This is a genomic window from Rheinheimera sp. ATLC3 (assembly GCF_059429535.1).
On the sequence record NZ_CM182103.1, the window covers coordinates 3,673,439 to 3,693,449 of the forward strand.

General features: G+C 50.3%; 20 protein-coding genes. 11 read left to right on the forward strand and 9 right to left on the reverse strand.

The annotated features are described in order from the left end of the window. Positions 1 to 66: 66 nt before the first annotated feature. From hisIE to hisG, 8 genes are all read right to left on the reverse strand, one after another. Positions 67 to 681: a bifunctional phosphoribosyl-AMP cyclohydrolase/phosphoribosyl-ATP diphosphatase HisIE gene (gene hisIE, locus AC5SV9_RS17095; RefSeq protein ID WP_475148833.1), complete on the reverse strand. Its 615-nt coding sequence runs from the start codon at positions 679 to 681 to the stop codon at positions 67 to 69. Positions 682 to 993: 312 nt separating this feature from the next. Continuing rightward, a complete protein-coding gene (gene hisF, locus AC5SV9_RS17100; RefSeq protein WP_475148836.1) occupies positions 994 to 1,767 on the reverse strand; it encodes an imidazole glycerol phosphate synthase subunit HisF in 774 nt (257 codons plus the stop codon). Continuing rightward, a complete protein-coding gene (gene hisA / locus AC5SV9_RS17105; protein ID WP_475148839.1) occupies positions 1,749 to 2,486 on the reverse strand; it encodes a 1-(5-phosphoribosyl)-5-[(5-phosphoribosylamino)methylideneamino]imidazole-4-carboxamide isomerase in 738 nt (245 codons plus the stop codon). The genes hisF and hisA overlap by 19 nt, the downstream gene beginning before the upstream one ends. Further along, the gene (gene hisH, locus AC5SV9_RS17110; protein ID WP_475148841.1) at positions 2,483 to 3,076 is read right to left on the reverse strand and encodes an imidazole glycerol phosphate synthase subunit HisH; all 594 of its coding nucleotides are present in this window, start codon (positions 3,074 to 3,076) and stop codon (positions 2,483 to 2,485) included. Before hisH ends, hisA begins: the two co-directional genes overlap by 4 nt. Further along, positions 3,076 to 4,146 carry a bifunctional histidinol-phosphatase/imidazoleglycerol-phosphate dehydratase HisB gene (gene hisB / locus AC5SV9_RS17115; RefSeq protein ID WP_475148843.1) on the reverse strand — a complete coding sequence of 357 codons (1,071 nt, stop codon included), beginning with the start codon at positions 4,144 to 4,146 and terminating at the stop codon, positions 3,076 to 3,078. Before hisB ends, hisH begins: the two co-directional genes overlap by 1 nt. Beyond that, on the reverse strand, positions 4,143 to 5,243 hold the full coding sequence (gene hisC, locus AC5SV9_RS17120) for a histidinol-phosphate transaminase (protein ID WP_475148846.1): 1,101 nt from the start codon (positions 5,241 to 5,243) through the stop codon (positions 4,143 to 4,145). Before hisC ends, hisB begins: the two co-directional genes overlap by 4 nt. A gap of 7 nt (positions 5,244 to 5,250) precedes the next feature. Beyond that, positions 5,251 to 6,570, reverse strand: a complete 1,320-nt coding sequence (gene hisD / locus AC5SV9_RS17125) for a histidinol dehydrogenase (protein WP_475148848.1) — start codon at positions 6,568 to 6,570, stop codon at positions 5,251 to 5,253. 2 nt (positions 6,571 to 6,572) lie between these two features. Beyond that, the gene (gene hisG / locus AC5SV9_RS17130; protein WP_475148850.1) at positions 6,573 to 7,481 is read right to left on the reverse strand and encodes an ATP phosphoribosyltransferase; all 909 of its coding nucleotides are present in this window, start codon (positions 7,479 to 7,481) and stop codon (positions 6,573 to 6,575) included. Positions 7,482 to 7,950: 469 nt separating this feature from the next. Here hisG and AC5SV9_RS17135 point away from each other — a divergent pair, with 469 nt between their 5' ends. From AC5SV9_RS17135 to AC5SV9_RS17170, 8 genes are all read left to right on the forward strand, one after another. Further along, the gene (locus AC5SV9_RS17135; protein ID WP_475148852.1) at positions 7,951 to 9,159 is read left to right on the forward strand and encodes a M24 family metallopeptidase; all 1,209 of its coding nucleotides are present in this window, start codon (positions 7,951 to 7,953) and stop codon (positions 9,157 to 9,159) included. A gap of 113 nt (positions 9,160 to 9,272) precedes the next feature. After that, entirely contained in the window at positions 9,273 to 9,524 is a 252-nt protein-coding gene (locus AC5SV9_RS17140) for a hypothetical protein (protein ID WP_475148853.1), read from the forward strand. A 105-nt stretch (positions 9,525 to 9,629) separates the two neighbouring features. Then, positions 9,630 to 11,573, forward strand: a complete 1,944-nt coding sequence (yoaA, locus tag AC5SV9_RS17145) for a DNA repair helicase YoaA (RefSeq protein WP_475148854.1) — start codon at positions 9,630 to 9,632, stop codon at positions 11,571 to 11,573. Then, entirely contained in the window at positions 11,557 to 12,267 is a 711-nt protein-coding gene (tsaB, locus tag AC5SV9_RS17150; protein WP_475148856.1) for a tRNA (adenosine(37)-N6)-threonylcarbamoyltransferase complex dimerization subunit type 1 TsaB, read from the forward strand. The genes yoaA and tsaB overlap by 17 nt, the downstream gene beginning before the upstream one ends. Before the next feature lie 63 nt (positions 12,268 to 12,330). After that, complete coding sequence (locus AC5SV9_RS17155; RefSeq protein ID WP_475148858.1) at positions 12,331 to 12,633, forward strand: hypothetical protein; 303 nt, start codon at positions 12,331 to 12,333, stop codon at positions 12,631 to 12,633. A gap of 61 nt (positions 12,634 to 12,694) precedes the next feature. Next, positions 12,695 to 13,435: an SDR family NAD(P)-dependent oxidoreductase gene (locus tag AC5SV9_RS17160; RefSeq protein ID WP_475148859.1), complete on the forward strand. Its 741-nt coding sequence runs from the start codon at positions 12,695 to 12,697 to the stop codon at positions 13,433 to 13,435. After that, positions 13,432 to 13,947: a DUF2878 domain-containing protein gene (locus AC5SV9_RS17165; protein ID WP_475148860.1), complete on the forward strand. Its 516-nt coding sequence runs from the start codon at positions 13,432 to 13,434 to the stop codon at positions 13,945 to 13,947. Before AC5SV9_RS17160 ends, AC5SV9_RS17165 begins: the two co-directional genes overlap by 4 nt. Further along, positions 13,931 to 14,431 carry a chalcone isomerase family protein gene (locus tag AC5SV9_RS17170; protein WP_475148861.1) on the forward strand — a complete coding sequence of 167 codons (501 nt, stop codon included), beginning with the start codon at positions 13,931 to 13,933 and terminating at the stop codon, positions 14,429 to 14,431. The genes AC5SV9_RS17165 and AC5SV9_RS17170 overlap by 17 nt, the downstream gene beginning before the upstream one ends. Before the next feature lie 22 nt (positions 14,432 to 14,453). Here AC5SV9_RS17170 and AC5SV9_RS17175 read toward each other — a convergent pair whose 3' ends face one another. Further along, positions 14,454 to 15,752, reverse strand: coding sequence for an alkaline phosphatase (locus AC5SV9_RS17175; protein ID WP_475148862.1), 1,299 nt, complete (start codon positions 15,750 to 15,752; stop codon positions 14,454 to 14,456). Positions 15,753 to 16,000: 248 nt separating this feature from the next. Here AC5SV9_RS17175 and AC5SV9_RS17180 point away from each other — a divergent pair, with 248 nt between their 5' ends. The 3 genes from AC5SV9_RS17180 to rnd all read left to right on the forward strand — a co-directional run bounded on the left by AC5SV9_RS17180 (position 16,001) and on the right by rnd (position 19,876). Further along, positions 16,001 to 16,849 carry a class I SAM-dependent methyltransferase gene (locus AC5SV9_RS17180; RefSeq protein WP_475148863.1) on the forward strand — a complete coding sequence of 283 codons (849 nt, stop codon included), beginning with the start codon at positions 16,001 to 16,003 and terminating at the stop codon, positions 16,847 to 16,849. Between the two features lie 155 nt (positions 16,850 to 17,004). After that, positions 17,005 to 18,660 carry a long-chain-fatty-acid--CoA ligase FadD gene (fadD, locus tag AC5SV9_RS17185; protein ID WP_475148864.1) on the forward strand — a complete coding sequence of 552 codons (1,656 nt, stop codon included), beginning with the start codon at positions 17,005 to 17,007 and terminating at the stop codon, positions 18,658 to 18,660. A gap of 82 nt (positions 18,661 to 18,742) precedes the next feature. Beyond that, positions 18,743 to 19,876: a ribonuclease D gene (gene rnd, locus AC5SV9_RS17190; RefSeq protein ID WP_475148866.1), complete on the forward strand. Its 1,134-nt coding sequence runs from the start codon at positions 18,743 to 18,745 to the stop codon at positions 19,874 to 19,876. The last annotated feature ends 135 nt before the right edge of the window (positions 19,877 to 20,011 follow it).

A 20,011-nucleotide genomic window follows, 5' to 3' on the forward strand; every position in this document is an offset into this window, starting at 1 on the left:
ATGTTTCGCCACTGCTGTACAGCAAGCTGGTTCCGTTAGCGTACAGTTTAACTGCCGCTGTTCTACCTATTTATGGCGTTGTTGTAGTACTTTAACAACGTCATTCAGTTCCAGTTTTTGACTGCGTAATAACACCAACAGGTGAAAAATCAGATCAGCCGCTTCGTTAGCTAACTCTTCTTTATCGCCAGCCATCGCCGCTAAGGCCGATTCGACACCTTCTTCACCGACTTTTTGCGCGATGCGTTTTACGCCTTTAGCAAACAGGCTGGCGGTGTAGCTACTGGCCGGCTCGGCGCCTTCACGGCTTTTAATCACCTGTTCTAAGTCATATAAAAACGCCAGTTGCGGGCTATTGGCGCTGTTGTCATGCCAGCAGGTTTCGGTACCGACATGGCAGGTTGGCCCTTGTGGCAGTGCCAGCACTAAAATGCTGTCGGCATCGCAGTCGCTGTCGACGCTAACCAGCTTTAAGGTATGGCCTGAGCTTTCGCCTTTGGTCCACAGCCGCTGTTTGCTGCGGCTGTAAAAGGTGACGTTGCCGCTTTGCAGTGTGTGCTCAAGTGCCTCCGGGTTCATATAGCCCTGCATCAGCACCTTGCCGGAGATGGCATGCTGTACTATCGCTGGCAGCAGTTGGTTTTCCGGCCAGCTTAGTTGGTTAATATTGTCTTTATTCATAACTACCCTTGTTCATTTTTCATGCCAGTCAGGTTATGGCTCTGAGGTTTAACTGCACACAGAGGCGCCGTAAATACCTCCCTGTAGGCTCCTCTGTGGCATCCCTGCCACAGACGCTCTGTTCAGCAGTTAATCCTCGTCGCTCGGGACATTGGCGTTCCGGCTGGCACAAGCCAAGCAAGCGCGGATGTACTTTTTACTGTGACCGTTGAAGCCCTGGACGGGCTGAGACGAGCCCCCATGGATGGGTTCACGGCGTGTCACAGCAAAAATGTACGCAGCGATTGCGTGTTCGAAGCTCCGTTTGTGCCTTTATGGTCGAATAATGATGCCATCAGTGATCAATTTGGCTTTTAACTCCGCAATTTCAATAATACCTTTGTGAAACACGCTGGCAGCCAAAGCACCATCAACATCGGCGTTTTCAAACACATCAGTAAAGTGCTGCATAGTACCGGCGCCACCACTGGCAATCAGCGGCACGCTGCACACCTCGCGGATGCTTTTCAGCTGGGCAATGTCATAGCCCTGGCGCACCCCATCCTGATTCATGCAGTTAAGTACAATCTCGCCGGCACCGCGGCTTAGCACCTCGCTAACCCAATCGCGGGTAAGCCACTGGGTTTTTCGGGTGCGGCTTTCATCACCGGTAAACTGGTATACCTGATACTGGCCGGAAGTGACATCAAAAAAGCTGTCGATGCCAATCACAACACACTGTTGGCCAAAGCTGTGGTTAAGCTCGTTAATCAGCTCTGGTCTTAGCAGGGCCGGGCTGTTTACTGAAATTTTATCGGCACCCATTTCCAGAATTTTGCCGGCATCAGCCACCGTTTTAATGCCACCGGCAACGCAAAACGGAATATCGATCACCTCGGCAATGCGCTGCACCCAGCTTTTATCGACCACCCGGCCATCGCTCGACGCGGTAATATCATAAAACACCAGCTCGTCGGCGCCGGCCTCGGCATAACGCTGTGCCAGCGGCACGATATCGCCGATAATTTCATGGTTACGAAACTGTACGCCTTTTACGACCTTACCATCGCGTACATCAAGGCAGGGAATTAACCGTTTTGCCAGCATGCAATGGCCTCCTCAAGGGTAAATTTACCTTCCAGTAATGAGCGGCCTAAAATAACGCCGGCCACGCCGCTGCCAATTAAGGCGCGGATATCATCCAGCTTGCCGATACCGCCCGAGGCCTGCCACTGTATTTGCGGATACTTGCTGGCCAGCTCTTTGTATAGCTGCACATTCGAGCCGGTTAAGGTGCCGTCTTTGCTGATATCAGTACAAAGCACATGTTTAGCTCCGGCAGCAATATAACCGTCCAGCACCTGTTCTAAGGTAATATTGGATTGCTCAATCCAGCCATGCGAAGGCAGGGTTTTCTCGCCTTTATCATTAATGGCGACATCCAGCGCCAGCACGATGTGTTCGCCGCCGTATTTACGCACCCAGCTTTGCACCAGTTCGCTCTGGCGTATGGCTAAACTGCCGATAACGACGCGGCCAGCACCGGCATCAAGTAAATCAATCACATCCTGCTCGCTGCGCACGCCACCGCCAACCTGAATATGTAAAGGTGAAGCTGTCATTAGCTCAGTTAACAGTTTAAGCTGGCGTTTAGCGGCATCTTTGGCGCCGGATAAATCCACTATATGCAGCCAGTCTGCACCAGCCTGGGCGTATTGATTACGCAACCCGATTGGGCTGAAGTCATATTGGGTCGTGTTGTCGTAGCGGCCTTGGTACAAGCGCACCACATTGCCGTCAATTAAGTCGATGGCGGGGATAATCATAACTGCCACTCCAGAAAATTCTGTAATAACCGCGCGCCGGTTTTACCCGAGCGCTCCGGGTGAAACTGGGCACCGGCGACATTGTCTTTGCCAATGACCGCAGCAAAATCAGTACCGTAATGGCACTGCGCCAGGCTGTACTCGTCTGGTGCCACCGCAAAGCTGTGCACAAAATACAGATAGTCTGTGACAGAAAAACCTCGCATTAACGGATGTTCACTTATGCTGTGCAATGTATTCCAGCCCATATGCGGCAAACGCAGACCGCCGCTCTTTAATGGCAGTACTTCAGAAGGAATAAGGTTTAAGCAAGCGACATCACCTTCCATGCTGTGCGCAGTCAGCATTTGCATTCCCAGACAAATACCCAGCAGTGGTTGTTGCAGGTTTTGCAATGTATCAATAAGTTCGGCTTGCTGAAGTTTGGCCATGGCATTGTGCGCGGTGCCAACGCCGGGCAGCAGCACTTTATCGGCCGCTTTAATGGCTTTGGCATCACAGCTGATGCTGGCCTCAACGCCCAGGCGTTTAAACGCAAAGTACACTGAGCTGATGTTGGCGCAACCGGTATCCACTATCACCAGCTTCATCACAGCACTCCTTTTGAGCTCGGTAGCGCTTCGCCCGATACAGTAATGGCCTGGCGCAATGCGCGGCCAAAGGCTTTAAACAAGCCTTCTACTTTATGGTGCTTGTTGCCCTCAGTGATACTCAGGTGCAGCGTCATCAGCATGGCATCGCTTAATGAGCGGAAAAAGTGCGGCACCATCTCAAGCGTTAAACCGCCAACAGCACCTTCGCCAAGCTCGCCGTTAAAGACAAACAGCGGCCGGCCGGATAAATCCAGCACACATTCAGCGCGGCATTCATCCATCGGCAGCACAAAGCCAAAGCGGTTAATGCCGCGTTTGTTGCCCAGTGCCTGCTTCAGCGCCTGGCCCAGTGCCAGTGCGGTATCTTCGACGCTATGGTGATCGTCGATGTGTAAATCACCTTCCACTTTTACCTGCAGTGAAAAGCCGCCGTGGGTGGCAATTTGCTCCAGCATATGATCGAAAAAGCCGACGCCGGTGTTAAAGCTGTTATTGCCGCTGGTATCCAGATCGACACTGATTTCAATATCGGTTTCCCGCGTGGTGCGGCGAACTGTCGCTTTGCGGCCACGACTTAGCAGTTGTTTGGTGATGTGCGCCCAGCCTAAGCTGTCGCGGTTATACTGAAACGCTGGCAGGCCCATGTTCTCGGCCAGTTGCACATCGGTGATACGATCGCCAATCACATAAGAGTTAGTAAAGTCGATTTTGCCCTGCTGCAGGTAGTCTTTTACCAGCCCCAGCTTCGGCTTGCGGCAGCTGCAGTTATCATGTTCAAAGTGCGGGCAAATCAGCACATCGTCAAATTTGATGCCTTGCGAGGTTAACAGCTGCATCATCTTGTCGTGCGGCGCATCAAAGGTATCACGCGGGAAGCTGTCGGTGCCCAGGCCATCCTGATTGGTCACCATCACTAAACGATAACCTGCAGCCTGCAATTTTAATAAAGAGGGCACCAAATCAGGCTCGTAAGCCAGCTTTTCCAGGCTATCGAGCTGCTTGTCAATCGGCGGCTCTTCTACCATGGTGCCGTCGCGGTCGATAAATAAAATAGGCTGGCCACTCATGCGCTTACTCTCTCTTTGCTATCGGTGTTAGAAAAATACTGCTGCATCGCCTCTGTCAGGCGCTGCATTTCATCGGCGTTGCCAATCGATACCCGTACCACTTCAGATAAACCCAGCTGACTGGACTGATTGCGGATTAAAATATCGCTTTTAATAAGGCTGCTTACGCAGTCTGCAGCGTTGTTTACCTGCAGCAGCACATAGTTAGCGTTGCTCGGCCAGACCTTTTGTACGCCAGTTTGCGCTTTGGCAAAGGCGATAAAGGCATCACGCAGCGTATTTATCGTCGCGACACTTTGCTGCATTTGCGTGATACCGGCTTTGGATAACGCTTGGGCGGCAATTTGTGCCACCGGCTCGGCGATCGGGTAGGGCGCGATCATTTTCTTTAGTGCGTTTATCACTTCCGGTGCGGCCAAGGTAAAGCCGCAGCGCAGCCCGGCCAGACCAAAGGCTTTGGATAAGGTGCGTAAAATGACTAAATGCGGGTAGTTAGCCAGTTCATTGGCCAGTGTCGCTTCAGGCGCAAACTCGATATAGGCCTCATCGACCACCACCAGAGCTTTACCGGCGAAATGCTCCAGTACGGCAATAATTTGCTCACGCGGGATCAGATCGCCGGTCGGGTTATTCGGGCTGCAGATAAACACCAGCTTGGGACTGGTGGCAAAAATGCCGGCTAAGTCCAGCTGTTCGTTATTAATTAGCAGCACTTTATTCACAGCCGTTTGGTTGCTCTCAGCGCTTATCGCATACATGCCGTAGGTTGGCGGGCAAATGGTAATGCTGTCCTGTTTCGGCTCGCAAAAGCTTCTGATCAAAAGCTCAATGCCTTCGTCCGCGCCGCGGCTTACCAGTACCTGCTCGGGTGATACACCGGCATAAGCGGCATAAGCATTAATTACCGCTTTTGGCTGACAGGACGGGTAGCGGTTAAAGGTGCCATCCAGCTGATAGCTTGGTGCTAAGGCATTTTCATTGGCGTTAAGCCAGACAGCGCCACCACTCATGCTGCTGCGCGCCGAGGCGTAGGGCACGAGGTCTTTCACAATTTGTCTGGCCAGGTTATTTACGCCAGTTGGGGTTGAGTTTGCCATCTTGTGCTTAACCTTCAGTCGAATTAAGTTCTGCCAGACGTAGCCGCACCGCATTGGCGTGCGCGTCCAGGCTTTCTGCTTGTGCCAGCGTGACGATGGCCGGGCCGATATTACGCATGCCCTGTGCGCTTAGCTTTTGCACCGTGAAGCGGCGGTAAAAATCGGCCAGCGATAAGCTGGATACCGTTTTGCTGTAACCGTAGGTGGGCAGCACATGGTTGGTACCGCTGGCGTAGTCACCGGCAGACTCTGGCGTCCATTTGCCGACAAAAATACTGGCGGCGCTGTTAAATTGCGCAACCAGCTCATCATCGCAGGCGGTTTGCACAATTAAATGCTCCGGCGCATAGGCATTGGTTACCGCCACGGCCTGGGCTAAACCCGCGGTTAAAATATAGCGGCTGTGGCTAAGTGCGGCCTCAGCAATGTCTTTGCGCGGCAGTTGCGAGAGCTGGCTGGCCACTTCTACCTGTACGGCCGCAATTAAATCGCTGCTGTCACTGACTAAGATCACTTGTGAGTCGGGGCCGTGTTCGGCTTGCGATAACAAGTCGGCAGCGACAAAGGCTGCATTGGCGCTGTTATCGGCCAGTACCAGCACCTCCGACGGGCCGGCCGGCATATCTATTTGTGCGCCTTTGGCATCCTGACTGACCTGCTGCTTGGCTTCGGTAACATAGCGATTACCCGGGCCGAAGATTTTATCCACTTTGGCGATGCTTTGGGTGCCATAGGCCAGTGCAGCAATGGCCTGGGCGCCACCAATGGTGTAAATCTCGCTGATGCCACAAAGCTCTGCCGCATACAGAATTTCCGGCGCGATATCGCCCGCTACCGGTTTGCCCGGTGGCGTTACCAGCACTATGCGCTCGCAACCGGCTAACTGCGCCGGTACACCCAGCATCAGTACCGTGGAGGGCAGTGGCGCACTGCCACCGGGGATATACAAACCAACAGCGGCAATGGCGCGGCTTTTAAGCTGACAGCTTACGCCGGCACTGGTTTCTACTTCGATATCACGCGGCAACTGGGCAGCGTGAAACTTACGGATATTGTCATAGGCCAGCTCAATAGCCGCTTTACGCTCTGGCAACAGTTTTGCCAGTTGTGCTTGTTTCTCTTTGGAACTTAACGCTAACGGGTTGCTATCTAAGCCATCAAACTGCTGGCTGTAGGCACGCAGCGCCGCATCGCCGTTCGCACGAACATTGCGGATAATCTCTGCTACCTGCGTACTTAAGGATGCCGAATCCGCCAGCGCTGGCCGTGCCAGAGCGGCCTGTTGCCCGGAGTCAGATAACGAAGCCCAATCAATCACGCGGCTCATGGTTACTCCATCATCTTTTCAATTGGTAGCACTAAGATGGAGCTGGCGCCCAGCGCTTTTAACTGCTCCATGGTTTCCCAGAACAGCGTTTCACTACTCACCACATGAATAGCGACCATCTCATCGTTGCCGGCCAGTGGCAGCATGGTCGGGTTTTCTGCCCCCGGCAGCAGCGCAATCACTTCATCTAAGCGCGCGCGCGGGGCGTGCAGCATAATGTATTTACTTTCATTGGCTTGCATCACGCCATTAATACGTGGCATCAGCTTGTTGATAAGTTTCAACTGACGCTCATCGCTTAGCCCTTTGCGCTGGATCAGCACCGCTTTACTGCGGTAAATCACTTCGACTTCTTTTAAACCATTGGCTTCGAGTGTGGCACCGGTAGAGACCAGATCACAGATAGCATCGGCTAAACCGGCACGCGGCGCCACTTCAACCGAGCCTTTTAAATTAACAATACGGGCATTAACGCCTTGCTGTTTTAAATAACGGCCGAGCAAGCGCGGGTAAGTGGTGGCGATAGTTTTGCCATCTAACGAGGCCGCGCCGGTGTAGTTTTCTTCCTGCGGCACGGCAATGGATAAACGGCAACCGCCAAAATCGAGCCGCTTTAGCACGGTGTAATCAAAGCTGTCGTTATCCATTTTGCGCTGCAAGGATTCTTCTTCCAGCACGTTTTCGCCGACAATGCCTAAGTCACAGACGCCATCCATTACCAGGCCGGGAATATCGTCATCGCGCACCCGCAGAATATCGATGTCCATGTTCTCGACATGGGCAATGAGGCGCTGCTCGCGCAGGTTAATTTTTAAGCCGCAGCTGGTTAGCAGGGCTTGGGAGTCGACCGATAAACGGCCGGATTTCTGCATGGCGATGCGTAAACGTTTTGATTCTGTTGCCGGACTCATATAGGTCTCCGTGACGATAATTAAATTGTATAAAGCATAAAAACAAAAACCCCGCGCCTGGGCTCGGGGTTTTTGTTGCTGTACCACCGGAGCGCCAGAAAATAGCCCTCCGAATTATCCGGACGGCTAGTCGCTATGATGATGCAGTACAGTGACGTTGTTCATTTTGCAATTCTTGCTGATTAAGATGTTATACAACTTACCTGTGCTAAATAAAAACATCAAGCAGAAATTCACCTTGTTTAAATTTTAGATATAATTTAAATTATTGATATTTATTGATTTTATATTTTTCGACTGTTCAGGTGGGAAAATAATTATTGTTTGTGGCCTGGGTTTTGAGTTTATTTGGTTAAATTATGATCAGGTTGTATAGTCATTTGGCTTGGCTGGGCCGGTTTCATCAGCCTGATGCCGGGAGTATACTGAACTACTTTCATTCAGCAGATAAAAATACCCTGGGGATATAATGGCGAAAGGTGTTGGTGGCTTAACCACAGAGCAGGCGTTAGCACAGTTAGATGATATGACCGCAAATGTCAGGCCGATAGCATTAGATGAATATCAGCAGCGTATTGATAAAGCCATCGGATTAATGGCAGCTAAGCAATTAGATGTCATGTTGCTGAACGCCGGTACTAATTTGCGTTACTTCACCGGTGTAGACTGGTATGCGAGCGAGCGCCTGGTGGCCGCGCTGTTGTTTGCTGATGGCACGCTGATATATGTTATTCCGCATTTTGAAATTGGCAGCATCGCACCGCTGATGCTTATTAAAGGTGAGGTTCTCAGCTGGCAAGAGCACGATGACCCTTACGCGCTGTGCGCGCAGAGAATCAAAGAGCGCTTTGGTGATAAGGCAAAACTGGCGCTGGATGAAAGTGCGCAGTTTTTCATTGCCGATGGTTTGCAGCAACATTTACCGAACCTGCGTATTTCCAATGCACGCCATGTTACTGCACCTTGCAGGATGCACAAATCAGCAGCAGAACTGGCTCTGATGCAAACAGCAATGGATATGACGCTGGCGGTACACAAAGCCGCTGCCAGTGTTTTATATGACGGCATCAGTACCACAGAGGTAACCGAGTTTATTCATCTGGCCCACAAAAAAGTGGGGGCTGCCTCGGGGTCGTATTTTTGTATCGTCTTGTTTGGAGAAGATACCGCGTACCCACATGGCGTAGCGCACCCCAAAACACTGTCTGATAACGATATGGTACTGATTGACACCGGTTGCCGTGTGCATGGTTACTTATCTGACATTACCCGAAGTTATGTTTTTGGCGAGGCGAATGAGCACCAGCGCACGGTGTGGCAGCATGAAAAAAATGCCCAGCAAGCCGCTTTTGCTGCAGCCAGAAACGGTATTGCCTGTCAGCAGGTTGACCGCGCAGCACGTGGTTATTTGCAGCAGCAAGGTTACGGTCCGGATTATAACTTGCCGGGGCTACCCCATCGTACCGGACACGGTATCGGGCTCGACATACACGAATGGCCTTATCTGGTTGAAGGAAATACCACTGAACTGGCGACGGGCATGTGTTTTAGCAATGAACCTATGCTGGTGTTGCCAGGGGAATTTGGCGTGCGGCTTGAAGACCATTTTTATATGACAGAGCAGGGACCGCGCTGGTTTACTGAACCTGCAGTGGATATTGAACAACCATTTGGCTGAGCCTTGCGGTATATCGTCTGAACTTGTCAGCAGCAACGTACTCTTATCGTTAACAGGGCGTTAAAGCTTATCGTTCTGTTGCCGATAAGGGGAAGTAACTGCAGGAGAGTGTGATGGATGCTTTTATGCCCTTTGTTCAGCGTGTACCCGGTTCGCCGGTGGAACCTGATCCGAAACAGGTTGTGCCGGTATTTAAAGAAGCCCGCCTGAGCCCGGTTAAACCGCACGAGCAGAAATACCTGATTTTGCAGCGGCCACAGCGTAGGCGCGATCGCCGTCAGGGTGAATACCCGGATGCTCCCTACACTACGCCCGAAGATGAACAGCATGTTGATAAAGATGGTCATCTGGATATTTTTGTCTGAAATCCGTCGTTGTTGAGGCATAATAGCGGCCTGTTTTTTCTGCCGGTTGCGATCTGTTGTCTTTGTTATTTATCACCGCTTTTATTCGACCATATCTGAGCTGTCATGCTTAAGCAGGTAACGAGTGCTTTTGCTGCTGGTGGCGCTTTGGCAAAACACATTGCCGGCTTTAATGCCCGTGATGCCCAGTTACAGATGGCGCAGGCGGTAGCTGATGTGATTGAGCACCCAGGGGCTTTGGTAGTTGAAGCCGGTACCGGTACCGGTAAAACCTACGCTTATCTGGTGCCGGCACTGCTAAGCGGGAAAAAAGTCGTCTTATCTACAGGTACGAAAAACCTGCAGGAGCAGCTGTATTTTCGTGACTTGCCCAAGGTGGTTAAAGCGTTGGCCAGCCCATTGCAATTGGCACTGCTAAAAGGGCGTAGCAACTATTTATGTTTGTTCCGGCTGGAGCAGCACTATAATCACGTGCCGCTGCAGGATGAGCAGCTGATCCAGGATCTGAGCCTAATCAAAAAGTGGTCTGCCGAGACTCAAAGCGGTGATATCGGTGAGCTGACCTACATTGCTGAAGACTCTAAAGCGTTGCCTTATGTCACCAGTACCACTGACAATTGTCTGGGTAAAGACTGTCCGGTGTACGAGGATTGTCATTTACTAAAGGCGCGTAAAAAGGCACAGGCGGCTGATTTGGTGGTAGTAAACCATCACTTGTTCTTCGCCGATTTAGCATTAAAAGACACCGGCTTTGGCGAATTGCTACCGCAAATGGATGTCATTATTTTTGATGAAGCCCATCAGCTACCAGATATCGCCAGTGACTATTTTGGCGAGAATGTTTCAAGCCGCTTACTGCTTGATCTGTGCCGCGATATTGATATTGCCTGCAAAAGCGAACTGCGTGATCATCCGCAACTGGCAAAAACAGCAGATAAAGTAGCGCAACTGGTTAAAGATTGGCGCCTGCAGTTTGCCACAGATCCAGCGCGTGGTAACTGGCGCGAGGCCTATCAGCAAAGCTCAATGCAAACTGCGCTGAACCGTGTCAGTGAAGCCATAGATATGCTGTATCTGGTCATGAAAAGCAGCCTTGGCCGCAGCGATCTTATTGATAACGCCTTTGAACGTTTAGCGCTGTGTAAGGCCAGGTTGCTGAAATTAATGGATATGCAGCAAAGCGGCGTTAGTTTGTGGTATGAAACAACCCGCCTGCACGTTAATTTGCATCTGACGCCTTTAAGTATCGCAGATAAATTCAGCACTATTGTTGCTGAAAATGAGCGCAGCTGGATCTTTACATCAGCCACCTTGTCTGTGAATAACGGCTTTACGCATTACACTATGCAAATGGGTTTAACCCGTGCAAAAACGTTGTTGTTGCAAAGCCCGTTTAATTACAGTGAACAGGCGATGCTGTGCGTACCCAGGTATATGAGTGAGCCGCATGAGCAGGGCATGGCGCGCCAGCTGCTGCAAATAGCAGTGCGCTTGGTGGAAGCGAATAACGGGCGCTGCTTTTTTCTGTTTACCAGCCATCGTATGCTGCAATTGGTTGCGAAACAATTACCGGATTTAGTGCGCCAACCGGTATTAGTGCAGGGCAGCACAGGTAAGCGCCTGTTGCTGGAGCAGTTTGTCACACTGGATAATGCCGTGCTACTGGGCACCGGCAGCTTCTGGGAGGGCGTGGATGTGCGTGGTGATGCTCTCAGTTGCGTGATTATCGACAAGTTGCCGTTTGCCTCGCCTGATGAGCCATTATTGCAAGCCCGCAGTGAAGACTGCGCCTTACGTGGTGAAGACCCTTTTGCCAAAGTGCAGCTGCCACAAGCGGTGATCACCTTAAAGCAAGGGGTTGGGCGGCTGATCCGCGATGTGACCGATCGTGGTGTTATGGTCATTTGTGATAACCGTCTGGTTACCAAACCTTATGGTGAGGTATTTTTAACCAGTTTACCGCCGATGCGCCGCACCCGTTCGCTTGATGAGGCGGTAAATTTTTTACAACAGATAAAACAGGACAATGAAGTTGACCAAAGCAAATAGCAAACTACTTGCCCTAGATACCTCGACTGAAGCGTGCTCTGTAGCTTTACAGCTGGGCAGTGAGATACTGACGCTGGATGAAGTTTGCCCGCAGCAGCACAGTAAACGTATTTTGCCAATGGTGCAGCAACTGCTGAGCGAAGCCGGTATCAGCCTGGCTCAGCTCGATGGTATTGTATTTGGCCGCGGGCCGGGCAGTTTTACCGGCGTGCGTATCGGTGTTGGGGTTACTCAGGGGCTGGCTTTTGGTGCCGATATACCGGTGTATGGCGTATCTACTTTGGCGGCGATGGCGCAAGCTGCAGCACGGTTACACAGCGCCACTCAGGTCATTGCGGCGATAGATGCCCGGATGGCAGAAGTGTATATCGCCCGGTTTGCACTGAACGATACCTTGAGCAATGCCCTGATGCAGGCACAAAGTGAAGAGGTAGCGATAAAACCTGATGCACTTAATGCTTTTAGCTTAAGTGGCCCGGTAATGGGGGTTGGCACCGGCTGGCAAACTTACGCCCGGCAATTATCTGCGGTTCAGCACGTCAGCATTGCCAATGATATTTTGTACCCCTCGGCGCAGGACATGCTTACGCTTGCATTACCGGCTTTGGCCAGCGGTGCTTTTATTGCGGCAGAGCACGCTGAGCCTGTATATGTAAGAGATGAAGTGACCTGGCAGAAACTGCCCGGCAAATAAAAATACTTGGTTTGTTGGCTGTGCTGGTTATAATTAGCGCTAAGTTCGTCCGGAAAGTGTGCTATGACACTGAATATCAATTCTGCTGCTAATGCAACGCAAAGTATCAGTACCGTTTTTAACGGCACTGAGCCTCGCCGTGCTCAGCTGCGTAACGAGCAAACTTCGGAATTGCCACAAGGGCGCGGTGTCCGGGCCAGCTCTGCCGTTATCGACCGGCTGGACGATGAACGGCGTCAGCAAGCTAATTTTCGCGCCGCTACCGACAGGCGCAGTCAACAGGCAATAGATGCCTATCAAAGCCAGGCCAACGAGCAGCGCCGCAGTGAAGTACAATCCTTGCTGGGTGTCGATCTTTACGCCTGAATAAATCCAATCTGCTAGTACAACCGTAACCTTAACAATGTCGTATTGTTGAGGGGCTATTATGAATTCTACCTGTTTAATTACCGGAGCCAGTTCCGGTATTGGCCGGGAACTGGCGCTGTATTACGCGGCGCAAGGGTGGACAGTATATGCAGTGGCGCGTTCAAAAGATAAGCTGGATGAGCTGAGCCGCCAACATGGCGCTATTCATGCTGTTGTACTTGATCTGACTGACCGGGATGCGCTTCGTTCGTGTGCTGAGCGTTTACACGCAGAGGGTGTCGTGCTGGATCTGCTGCTGCTAAATGCCGGCACCTGCGAATACGTTGATGTCAACGATCTGGATTTAACTGCTTTTGACAGAACCTTCGCGATTAACTTTCAGGCGGTGGTAAGTAGCACTAAATATTTTATGCCGCTGCTAAAAGCCTCGTTAGCGCCGAAGCTGGCAATTGTCAGCTCTATGGCGCATTTCTTTCCTTTTACCAAATCTCAGGCTTATGGGGCCAGCAAGGCTGCGACAAGTTATTTTGCCGACACCTTGCGGCTCGATCTAGCAGGCAATGGCATCAGTGTGCATTTGATTGAGCCCGGCTTTGTCGATACGCCGCTGACCCAAAAAAATGATTTTACCATGCCATTTTTATTGCCGGTACAAGAGGCAGCAAAGCGTATTTATAACGGTTTACAGCAAGGGAAAACACGGCTGCGCTTTCCGTTGCGTTTAAGTTTTATGTTAAAGCTGATGTCTATGTTGCCTTACGGTTTTCGCAATAAAGTTGCGCAGAGGATGAAACAGTGAGCATTGCAACAGGCTTTAACTGGCGGGCACTGATAGGTTTTCAGCTAGGTTGGTTTGCACTGATTTTCTGGCAGAACCTGGCGTTAGTGCCGGTTGCGATGTACTGGTGTTACGGCCTCTGGTGTCTTACATCGAGACAGCGCCTGGCAGTACTCATTATTCTGCTTATCGGGCTGTGTGTTGATGCTCTGTTAATCCAGAGCAATATATTGCAGTTTCTCAGCGCACAAGGCGTTGAGCTAATGGGGTTGCCGCTGTGGTTTATAGCCCTGTGGGCCATCTTTGCGCTTGCGTCAGTTGAGTTTATGGCCAGCGTACTTACCCGGCCCTGGCTTGCCGCCATACTGGGCGCCAGCGGTGGCCCCTTGTCTTACTACAGTGGGGCGGCGCTCAGTGGTGGCGCTTTGCAGTTTCCTTCAGGCATGTGGTCAGCCGTCTGTCTGATAATTGTCTGGGCGCTCATTGCCATCTTATTAGGCCAAAGCCGGAGGTTATATGTTGAAACAGCTTAGTGCGGCAATAGTATTGCTTTTTACCCTGAACTGTTACGCACTACCAGAGCTTAAAACTGTTGGTGAGGGCACATATCGCTATCTGTTCTGGCAGCTGTATGATGCCAGGCTGGCGAGCGAAAGCGGCACTTTTGAAAGTTACCGGCAAAGTTCACCTTTACTGTTAGCACTGACATACAAGCGTGATATCAGTAAGCAGCAGTTTATTGATGCGACGATCGATGAATGGCGTAAACTCGGGCGTAGCAGTGAACAACAGCAACAGCAGTGGGCCGGGCAGCTACAAAGTGTGTGGCAGGATGTAAAAGAGGGCGACACCTTATCTGCGCTGCTGCAAGCTGACGGGAGCGTGATATTTTACTTTAATGGTGAAGAAACCGGAACGCTGACAGATGCCGGTTTTGGCAGCGCTTTTTTTGATATCTGGCTGCATCCTGATACCAGTGCGCCAAAGCTGCGCCGCCAGTTAATAGCGGCGCAGTAGTTTTAGATTGAACTAGCGGAGTTTATTTAGTCTGCTGAATATATTGGATCAGCTTTTTTGCAATCTGGGTGTTGTCCTGAAAGCCGGCAAAGCTTTTAGCGTCTTTACCATAGGCCAGTACCGCCACATCAATAGCAGTGTGGCCACCGGTTGTCCAACCGGTGAACGAATACTTAGCCACCAGTTTGTTGGATAATTTACGCAGAGTGTCTTCGTCTTGCTTACGCGTGCTTAACAGCTCTGCTTTTTCGGCATCGTTAAGACTAATAGAGGTCAAATCTGACCACAGTGCGAGCGCATCCTGATCTGAGCCGGCTTGTTTTAACTGTTGCGCAATACTGCGACCGGTCGCTTTAACTTGTTTCACTACGTCAGGCAGCCACTTATACTCACCTGCAGCGCCAAGGGATAAACCGCCAGTCTCATGGTCTGCAGTAATGACCAGTAAAGTATCCGGGTGGTTGTCAACATAGGCTTTGGCAACCGCTATGGCTTTGGCGAAGTCATTCATTTCAGCCATAGCGCAAGCGATATCGTTATCATGGCCGCACCAGTCAATCTGGCTACCTTCAACCATCAGTACGAAGCCTTTCTCGGCTGGTGTCAGCAGCTGTAATGCTTTCTCGGTCAGCGTGGCCAGTTGCTTATCCTGCTTGCTGTTAAGTGCCGCTGGTAACGCTGTCTCTGCCAGTAATGCCAGTGCCGGTGTTTTCGTCAGGGTATCCAGCTGTTGCCAGCTGTCAGTGTATTGAAAACCCAGCTCATTGAATTCACTAACCAAATCACGGCCGTTACGGATAAAGTAATCCGTACCACCACCTAACATCAGATCCGCAACCGGCATGCCATTAATGCGGTAGTCCAGAAACATATCGGCTATTTCATTATAGTTACGACGGCTTTTGTTATGCGCCAAAAAAGAGGCCGGTGTGGCATGGTTAATTTGTGAACTGGCCACTATGCCGTTGGCTTTGCCCAGCCTTTTCGCCAGCTGCATCATAGTGCCGATGGGAATATGCTGACGGTTTACCGATATAGCACCATTGTAGCTTTTCACACCTGTTGCCAGTGCCGTAGCGCCTGCTGCAGAGTCAGTAACGTAAGTATCGTCATCAGGGTAGGTACTGGCGACTCCTTGCCACAGCTCATCAAAAATCGTGTTTTCCACCGTTTTGGTACTGGTATCGTCGCTATAGTAACGATACGCCGACAGATATGCCGGGCCCATACCATCACCAATCATATAGATAATGTTCTTCGGTGCGGCCAGAGCTACAACCGGTGTAAACAATAAAGATAACGATAACAAATGTCGGCGCATACAGGTTTACCTTAATAGGGCTTGATGTTATTAGCTGCTAGTGTACTTTATAGCGTAGCTGTGACAAACGGATGTCGATGAAGCGGCAGTATAACAGGCTCAATGTTCTGTTTTGAATTATGCATGCAAGGCGGCTAAATTAACTGCGCAGGGAACTGAATTAAAACTGAATACTCGAAGCATGTAGTTAACATATATGGCAGTTTCGCTGCCTATTAGCATTGCCAGCACTTATAAAGGTTTGAAGTATGTCAATTATTACTACAAGAAAGACAGTGGTGTTATCTTTATTGTTTAGCTGTATAGCGTTCTCTTCGGTGGCCGATACTGCCGCTCAGTCTGCAGAACTTCAGCAACTGGCTGAGTCAGCGCAGCGCAGCGCTGAAAATATCCAACGTAATGAGTACCGTCATCCTGCACAAACCCTGCAGTTTTTTGGCGTTAAACCAGACATGTCTGTACTGGAAATCTGGCCAGGGCACGGCTGGTACACTGAAATACTGGCGCCGTTTTTAAAAGAACAGGGAAAGCTGACATTGGCGCAGTTTCGCCATAACGACGGTTCTCTGAAAGATGACCGCAGTATCTTTTGGGCGCGCGTTAGTGAGCGTTTGGCACAGCGTATAGCTGATAACGCTGAGTACTTTGGCACGCCTGAAATGATTGAGCTCGACCCACCGCTGTTTTATCCGCAGCAAAGTGAGCAATACGACATGGTGCTGACATTTCGCAATGCGCATATCTGGAATGAAGACGGTAACTTGTTTGCCACTTTGCAAAGTATTTTCGCTGCATTGAAGCCAGGCGGTATCCTGGGTATGGTCGAGCATCGTGCTGCCAGATTGTCCGATATTTCAAGCTCTGCAGTAGAAGGTTATCTGGATGAATCTTATGTGATAGAGGCCGCAGAGTTGGCAGGCTTTACGCTAGTAGAAAGCAGCGAGCTTAATGCTAACCCGGCAGATACCAAAAATTACCCGAAAGGGGTTTATGCGTTGCCGCCGACACTGGCCATGGGTAACTATAACAAAGCAGAATATCTGAAAATCGGTGAAAGTGACCGTATGACATTAAAGTTTATTAAACCGGAGCAATAAACAGCGCTAATTGTGCAACGCCGGCAATTATGGGATGATTAGCCGTTAGAGTAAAAACTCCAATGAAGCCACCATAGCAATTAAGCGCAACAACAGATTGCGTGCAGGTGGTTTTATATCTATAAAATAATAACCTTAGACAAGAGGAGAGGGCGGTGGATAGAGTTTGGATAAAACGTTACCCGTCAGGCGTACCCGCAGAAATTAACGCTGATCATTACCCGTCATTACTGGATATTTTTGAACAAAGCATCGCCCAATACCCGGACAAAACCGCTTTTATCAATATGGGTAAAAGTATCAGTTACCGCGAGCTGGATAAACAAAGTACCGCTTTTGCTGCTTACTTACAGGCTGAGCTGGGGCTGAAAAAAGGTGACGCTGTTGCCATTATGATGCCAAATCTGCTGCAATATCCTATCGCCTTAATGGGGATATTACGTGCTGGCTGTGTTGTCGTGAACGTCAACCCGCTGTACACCCCGCGAGAACTGGAACATCAGTTAAACGATTCGAAAGCGAAAGCCATAGTGATAGTGGATAATTTTGCCCACACGCTGGCTGCGATAGAAAGCAAAGTAAAGCTGGATCATATTATTCTGACCAAAATGGGTGACCGTCTTGGCACGCTTAAAGGCACCATTGTTAATCTGGTTGTCAAACATATTAAAAAGCTGGTGCCAGCGTATAACCTGAGTAAGTTTGTTCGCTTTAACAGCGTGCTGGAGAAAGGTGCTACTACTAACTACCGTAAGCCAGAATTGCAGGGTAGTGACATCGCCTTTCTGCAATATACCGGTGGTACTACAGGTGTATCCAAAGGCGCTATGCTAACGCATCGTAATATGGTGGGTAACCTGGAGCAGGTGAGTGGCTGTCTGGATAAGTTACTGCAAAAAGGGGCAGAGCAGGTTGTCACTGCACTGCCGCTGTATCATATCTTTGCATTAACCGCGAATTTCTTTACCTTTTTCAAATATGGTGCGACAAACCTGCTTATTACAAATCCGCGCGATATGAAAGGCTTCGTCAAAGAGCTGAGCAAATTTCATTTCACGATCTTTACCGGTGTGAACACACTTTATAATGGCTTGTTGAATACGCCTGGCTTTGCTCAGTTAGACTTCAGTGGTTTAAAGGCCTCTATCGGTGGCGGTATGGCGGTACAGCGCCCTGTTGCAGAGCGCTGGCAGAAAGTAACCGGTACCCGCTTACTTGAGGGCTACGGCCTGACAGAGTGTTGCCCGCTGGTAACGGTAAGCCCATACGATATTGACGGTTACAACGGTAGTATTGGTTTACCGGCGCCCTCCACTGATATCAAACTGGTTAATGATGACGGTAACGAAGTGCCGCCGGGTGAGCCGGGTGAGATGCTGGTAAAAGGGCCACAGGTTATGCTGGGTTACCTGAATCGTCCGGAAGAAACCGCGAAAGTGTTAAAAGACGGCTGGTTGTATACCGGTGATATCGCCCGTATGGACGAAGAAGGCTTCTTTTATATCGTTGACCGTAAAAAAGACATGATTCTGGTGTCTGGCTTTAACGTGTACCCGAACGAAATTGAAGAAGTGGTCGCCATGCATGACAAAGTGCTGGAAGTTGCAGCAGTAGGTGTGCCAAATGAAGCGACAGGTGAAGCGGTAAAACTGTTTATCGTGAAAAAAGATGCCAGCCTCACTGAGCAGGAGATCATCCAACATTGCCGGCAACAATTAACGGGCTATAAAGTGCCAAAACTGGTAGAATTCCGCGCAGAATTGCCAAAAACCAATGTAGGTAAAATCTTACGGCGTGAACTTCGTGGTTAACACGCAGTGTAATAAAAGCCGGCTCTGATGCCGGCTTTTGTTTGCAGTACATTTTCCATTGCCAAAGTAATACAGGTAGCAGATGACAGGGTTAATAACCGATAACGCGGCATTGGCAGCTTATTGTCAGCAGGCCGCACAGCAAAAAGTGCTGGCACTGGATACAGAATTTATCCGTCAAAGCACGCTGGCGCCCAAGCTAGGCCTGATCCAGATGTTTGACGGTGCCGCACTGGCGCTGGTTGACCCGCTTGAAATTACCGACTGGACACCTTTTGTGCAGTTGATGTCGAACAACCGTGTAGTGAAGCTGCTGCACTCATGCAGTGAAGACATTGAAGCGCTGGCAACCATAGGGGTTATCGATATTAACCCGTTGTTTGATACTCAGTTGGCCGCCGAGCTGATTGGCTGGGGTAGCAGTATGGGCTATGCCCGGCTGGTCGAGCAGCTAAGTGGTGAAGTGCTGGATAAAAGCGAATCCCGAACCGACTGGCTGGCACGGCCGCTAACGGCAACGCAATTGCAATATGCCGCAAACGATGTGCATTTTCTGTATCCGTTATACGACAAATTGCTGTCTCACATGAGTGAAATGCAGCAGCAGCTATTGTTACTTGAAGGGGCACAATTGATGCGCCGGCGCGATCAACAGCTGCCATTGGCGTTTAAGTATCTGGAAATCAAAAACAGCTGGCAGCTTACCCCGCGTGAGCTGGCAGTACTGCGCGAACTGGCAGCTTGGCGCTACAGCTATGCACAGCAGCGTGATTTGGCACTGGGGCTCATTTTAAAAGATATCCATCTTATTGAACTTGCCAAACGCCGGCCATCAACAGCAGAAAGCCTGATGAACATTCCGGGCATGCCGCCGCGTGATGTGCGCCGCCACGCTAAGCTGCTGGTCGACATTATCACTCAGGCGAAAGAGTTACCGCCAGCACAATGCCCGCAGCGGTTCTATCACAACGACAGCTTCGCCGGTTACAAAGAAACCGTAAATGAGCTGACAAAAGCAGTAAAAACCGCAGCTGAGGCGTTAGCAATCCCGGCCGAATTTATGTCTGTTAAGCGTCAGCTAAACGAATACCTGAACTGGTGCTGGCGGGTGTCGGACGAGGAGCGTCAGCAATTACCGATACCAGAATATCTTACCGGTTGGCGTCAGCTCCATTTAGCCCCCTTCCTGCCGCAGCCAGCCCACATCAGCCGATAGGGCCGTCACTACGTTAATGCACTGCTCTTGGATCAGTGCTTTTTATCGACCTTTTTGTTCTAATTTTGTCATTCAAATGCAATGATCCTGCTACTTTGGTTTGGCGTAACACCTCAGCAACTTTTAACTGAAGGG

Bases quoted from the DNA above. Each gene is read 5' to 3' on its own strand.
- hisIE (WP_475148833.1), bottom strand. From the start codon at position 681: ATGAATAAAGACAATATTAACCAACTAAGCTGGCCGGAAAACCAACTG.
- hisB (WP_475148843.1), bottom strand. From the start codon at position 4,146: ATGAGTGGCCAGCCTATTTTATTTATCGACCGCGACGGCACCATGGTA.
- hisG (WP_475148850.1), bottom strand. From the start codon at position 7,481: ATGAGTCCGGCAACAGAATCAAAACGTTTACGCATCGCCATGCAGAAA.
- hisD (WP_475148848.1), bottom strand. From the start codon at position 6,570: ATGAGCCGCGTGATTGATTGGGCTTCGTTATCTGACTCCGGGCAACAG.
- AC5SV9_RS17135 (WP_475148852.1), top strand. From the start codon at position 7,951: ATGGCGAAAGGTGTTGGTGGCTTAACCACAGAGCAGGCGTTAGCACAG.
- hisH (WP_475148841.1), bottom strand. From the start codon at position 3,076: ATGAAGCTGGTGATAGTGGATACCGGTTGCGCCAACATCAGCTCAGTG.
- AC5SV9_RS17155 (WP_475148858.1), top strand. From the start codon at position 12,331: ATGACACTGAATATCAATTCTGCTGCTAATGCAACGCAAAGTATCAGT.
- AC5SV9_RS17180 (WP_475148863.1), top strand. From the start codon at position 16,001: ATGTCAATTATTACTACAAGAAAGACAGTGGTGTTATCTTTATTGTTT.
- AC5SV9_RS17175 (WP_475148862.1), bottom strand. From the start codon at position 15,752: ATGCGCCGACATTTGTTATCGTTATCTTTATTGTTTACACCGGTTGTA.
- hisC (WP_475148846.1), bottom strand. From the start codon at position 5,243: ATGGCAAACTCAACCCCAACTGGCGTAAATAACCTGGCCAGACAAATT.
- hisA (WP_475148839.1), bottom strand. From the start codon at position 2,486: ATGATTATCCCCGCCATCGACTTAATTGACGGCAATGTGGTGCGCTTG.
- yoaA (WP_475148854.1), top strand. From the start codon at position 9,630: ATGCTTAAGCAGGTAACGAGTGCTTTTGCTGCTGGTGGCGCTTTGGCA.
- AC5SV9_RS17160 (WP_475148859.1), top strand. From the start codon at position 12,695: ATGAATTCTACCTGTTTAATTACCGGAGCCAGTTCCGGTATTGGCCGG.
- rnd (WP_475148866.1), top strand. From the start codon at position 18,743: ATGACAGGGTTAATAACCGATAACGCGGCATTGGCAGCTTATTGTCAG.
- AC5SV9_RS17140 (WP_475148853.1), top strand. From the start codon at position 9,273: ATGGATGCTTTTATGCCCTTTGTTCAGCGTGTACCCGGTTCGCCGGTG.
- AC5SV9_RS17170 (WP_475148861.1), top strand. From the start codon at position 13,931: ATGTTGAAACAGCTTAGTGCGGCAATAGTATTGCTTTTTACCCTGAAC.
- hisF (WP_475148836.1), bottom strand. From the start codon at position 1,767: ATGCTGGCAAAACGGTTAATTCCCTGCCTTGATGTACGCGATGGTAAG.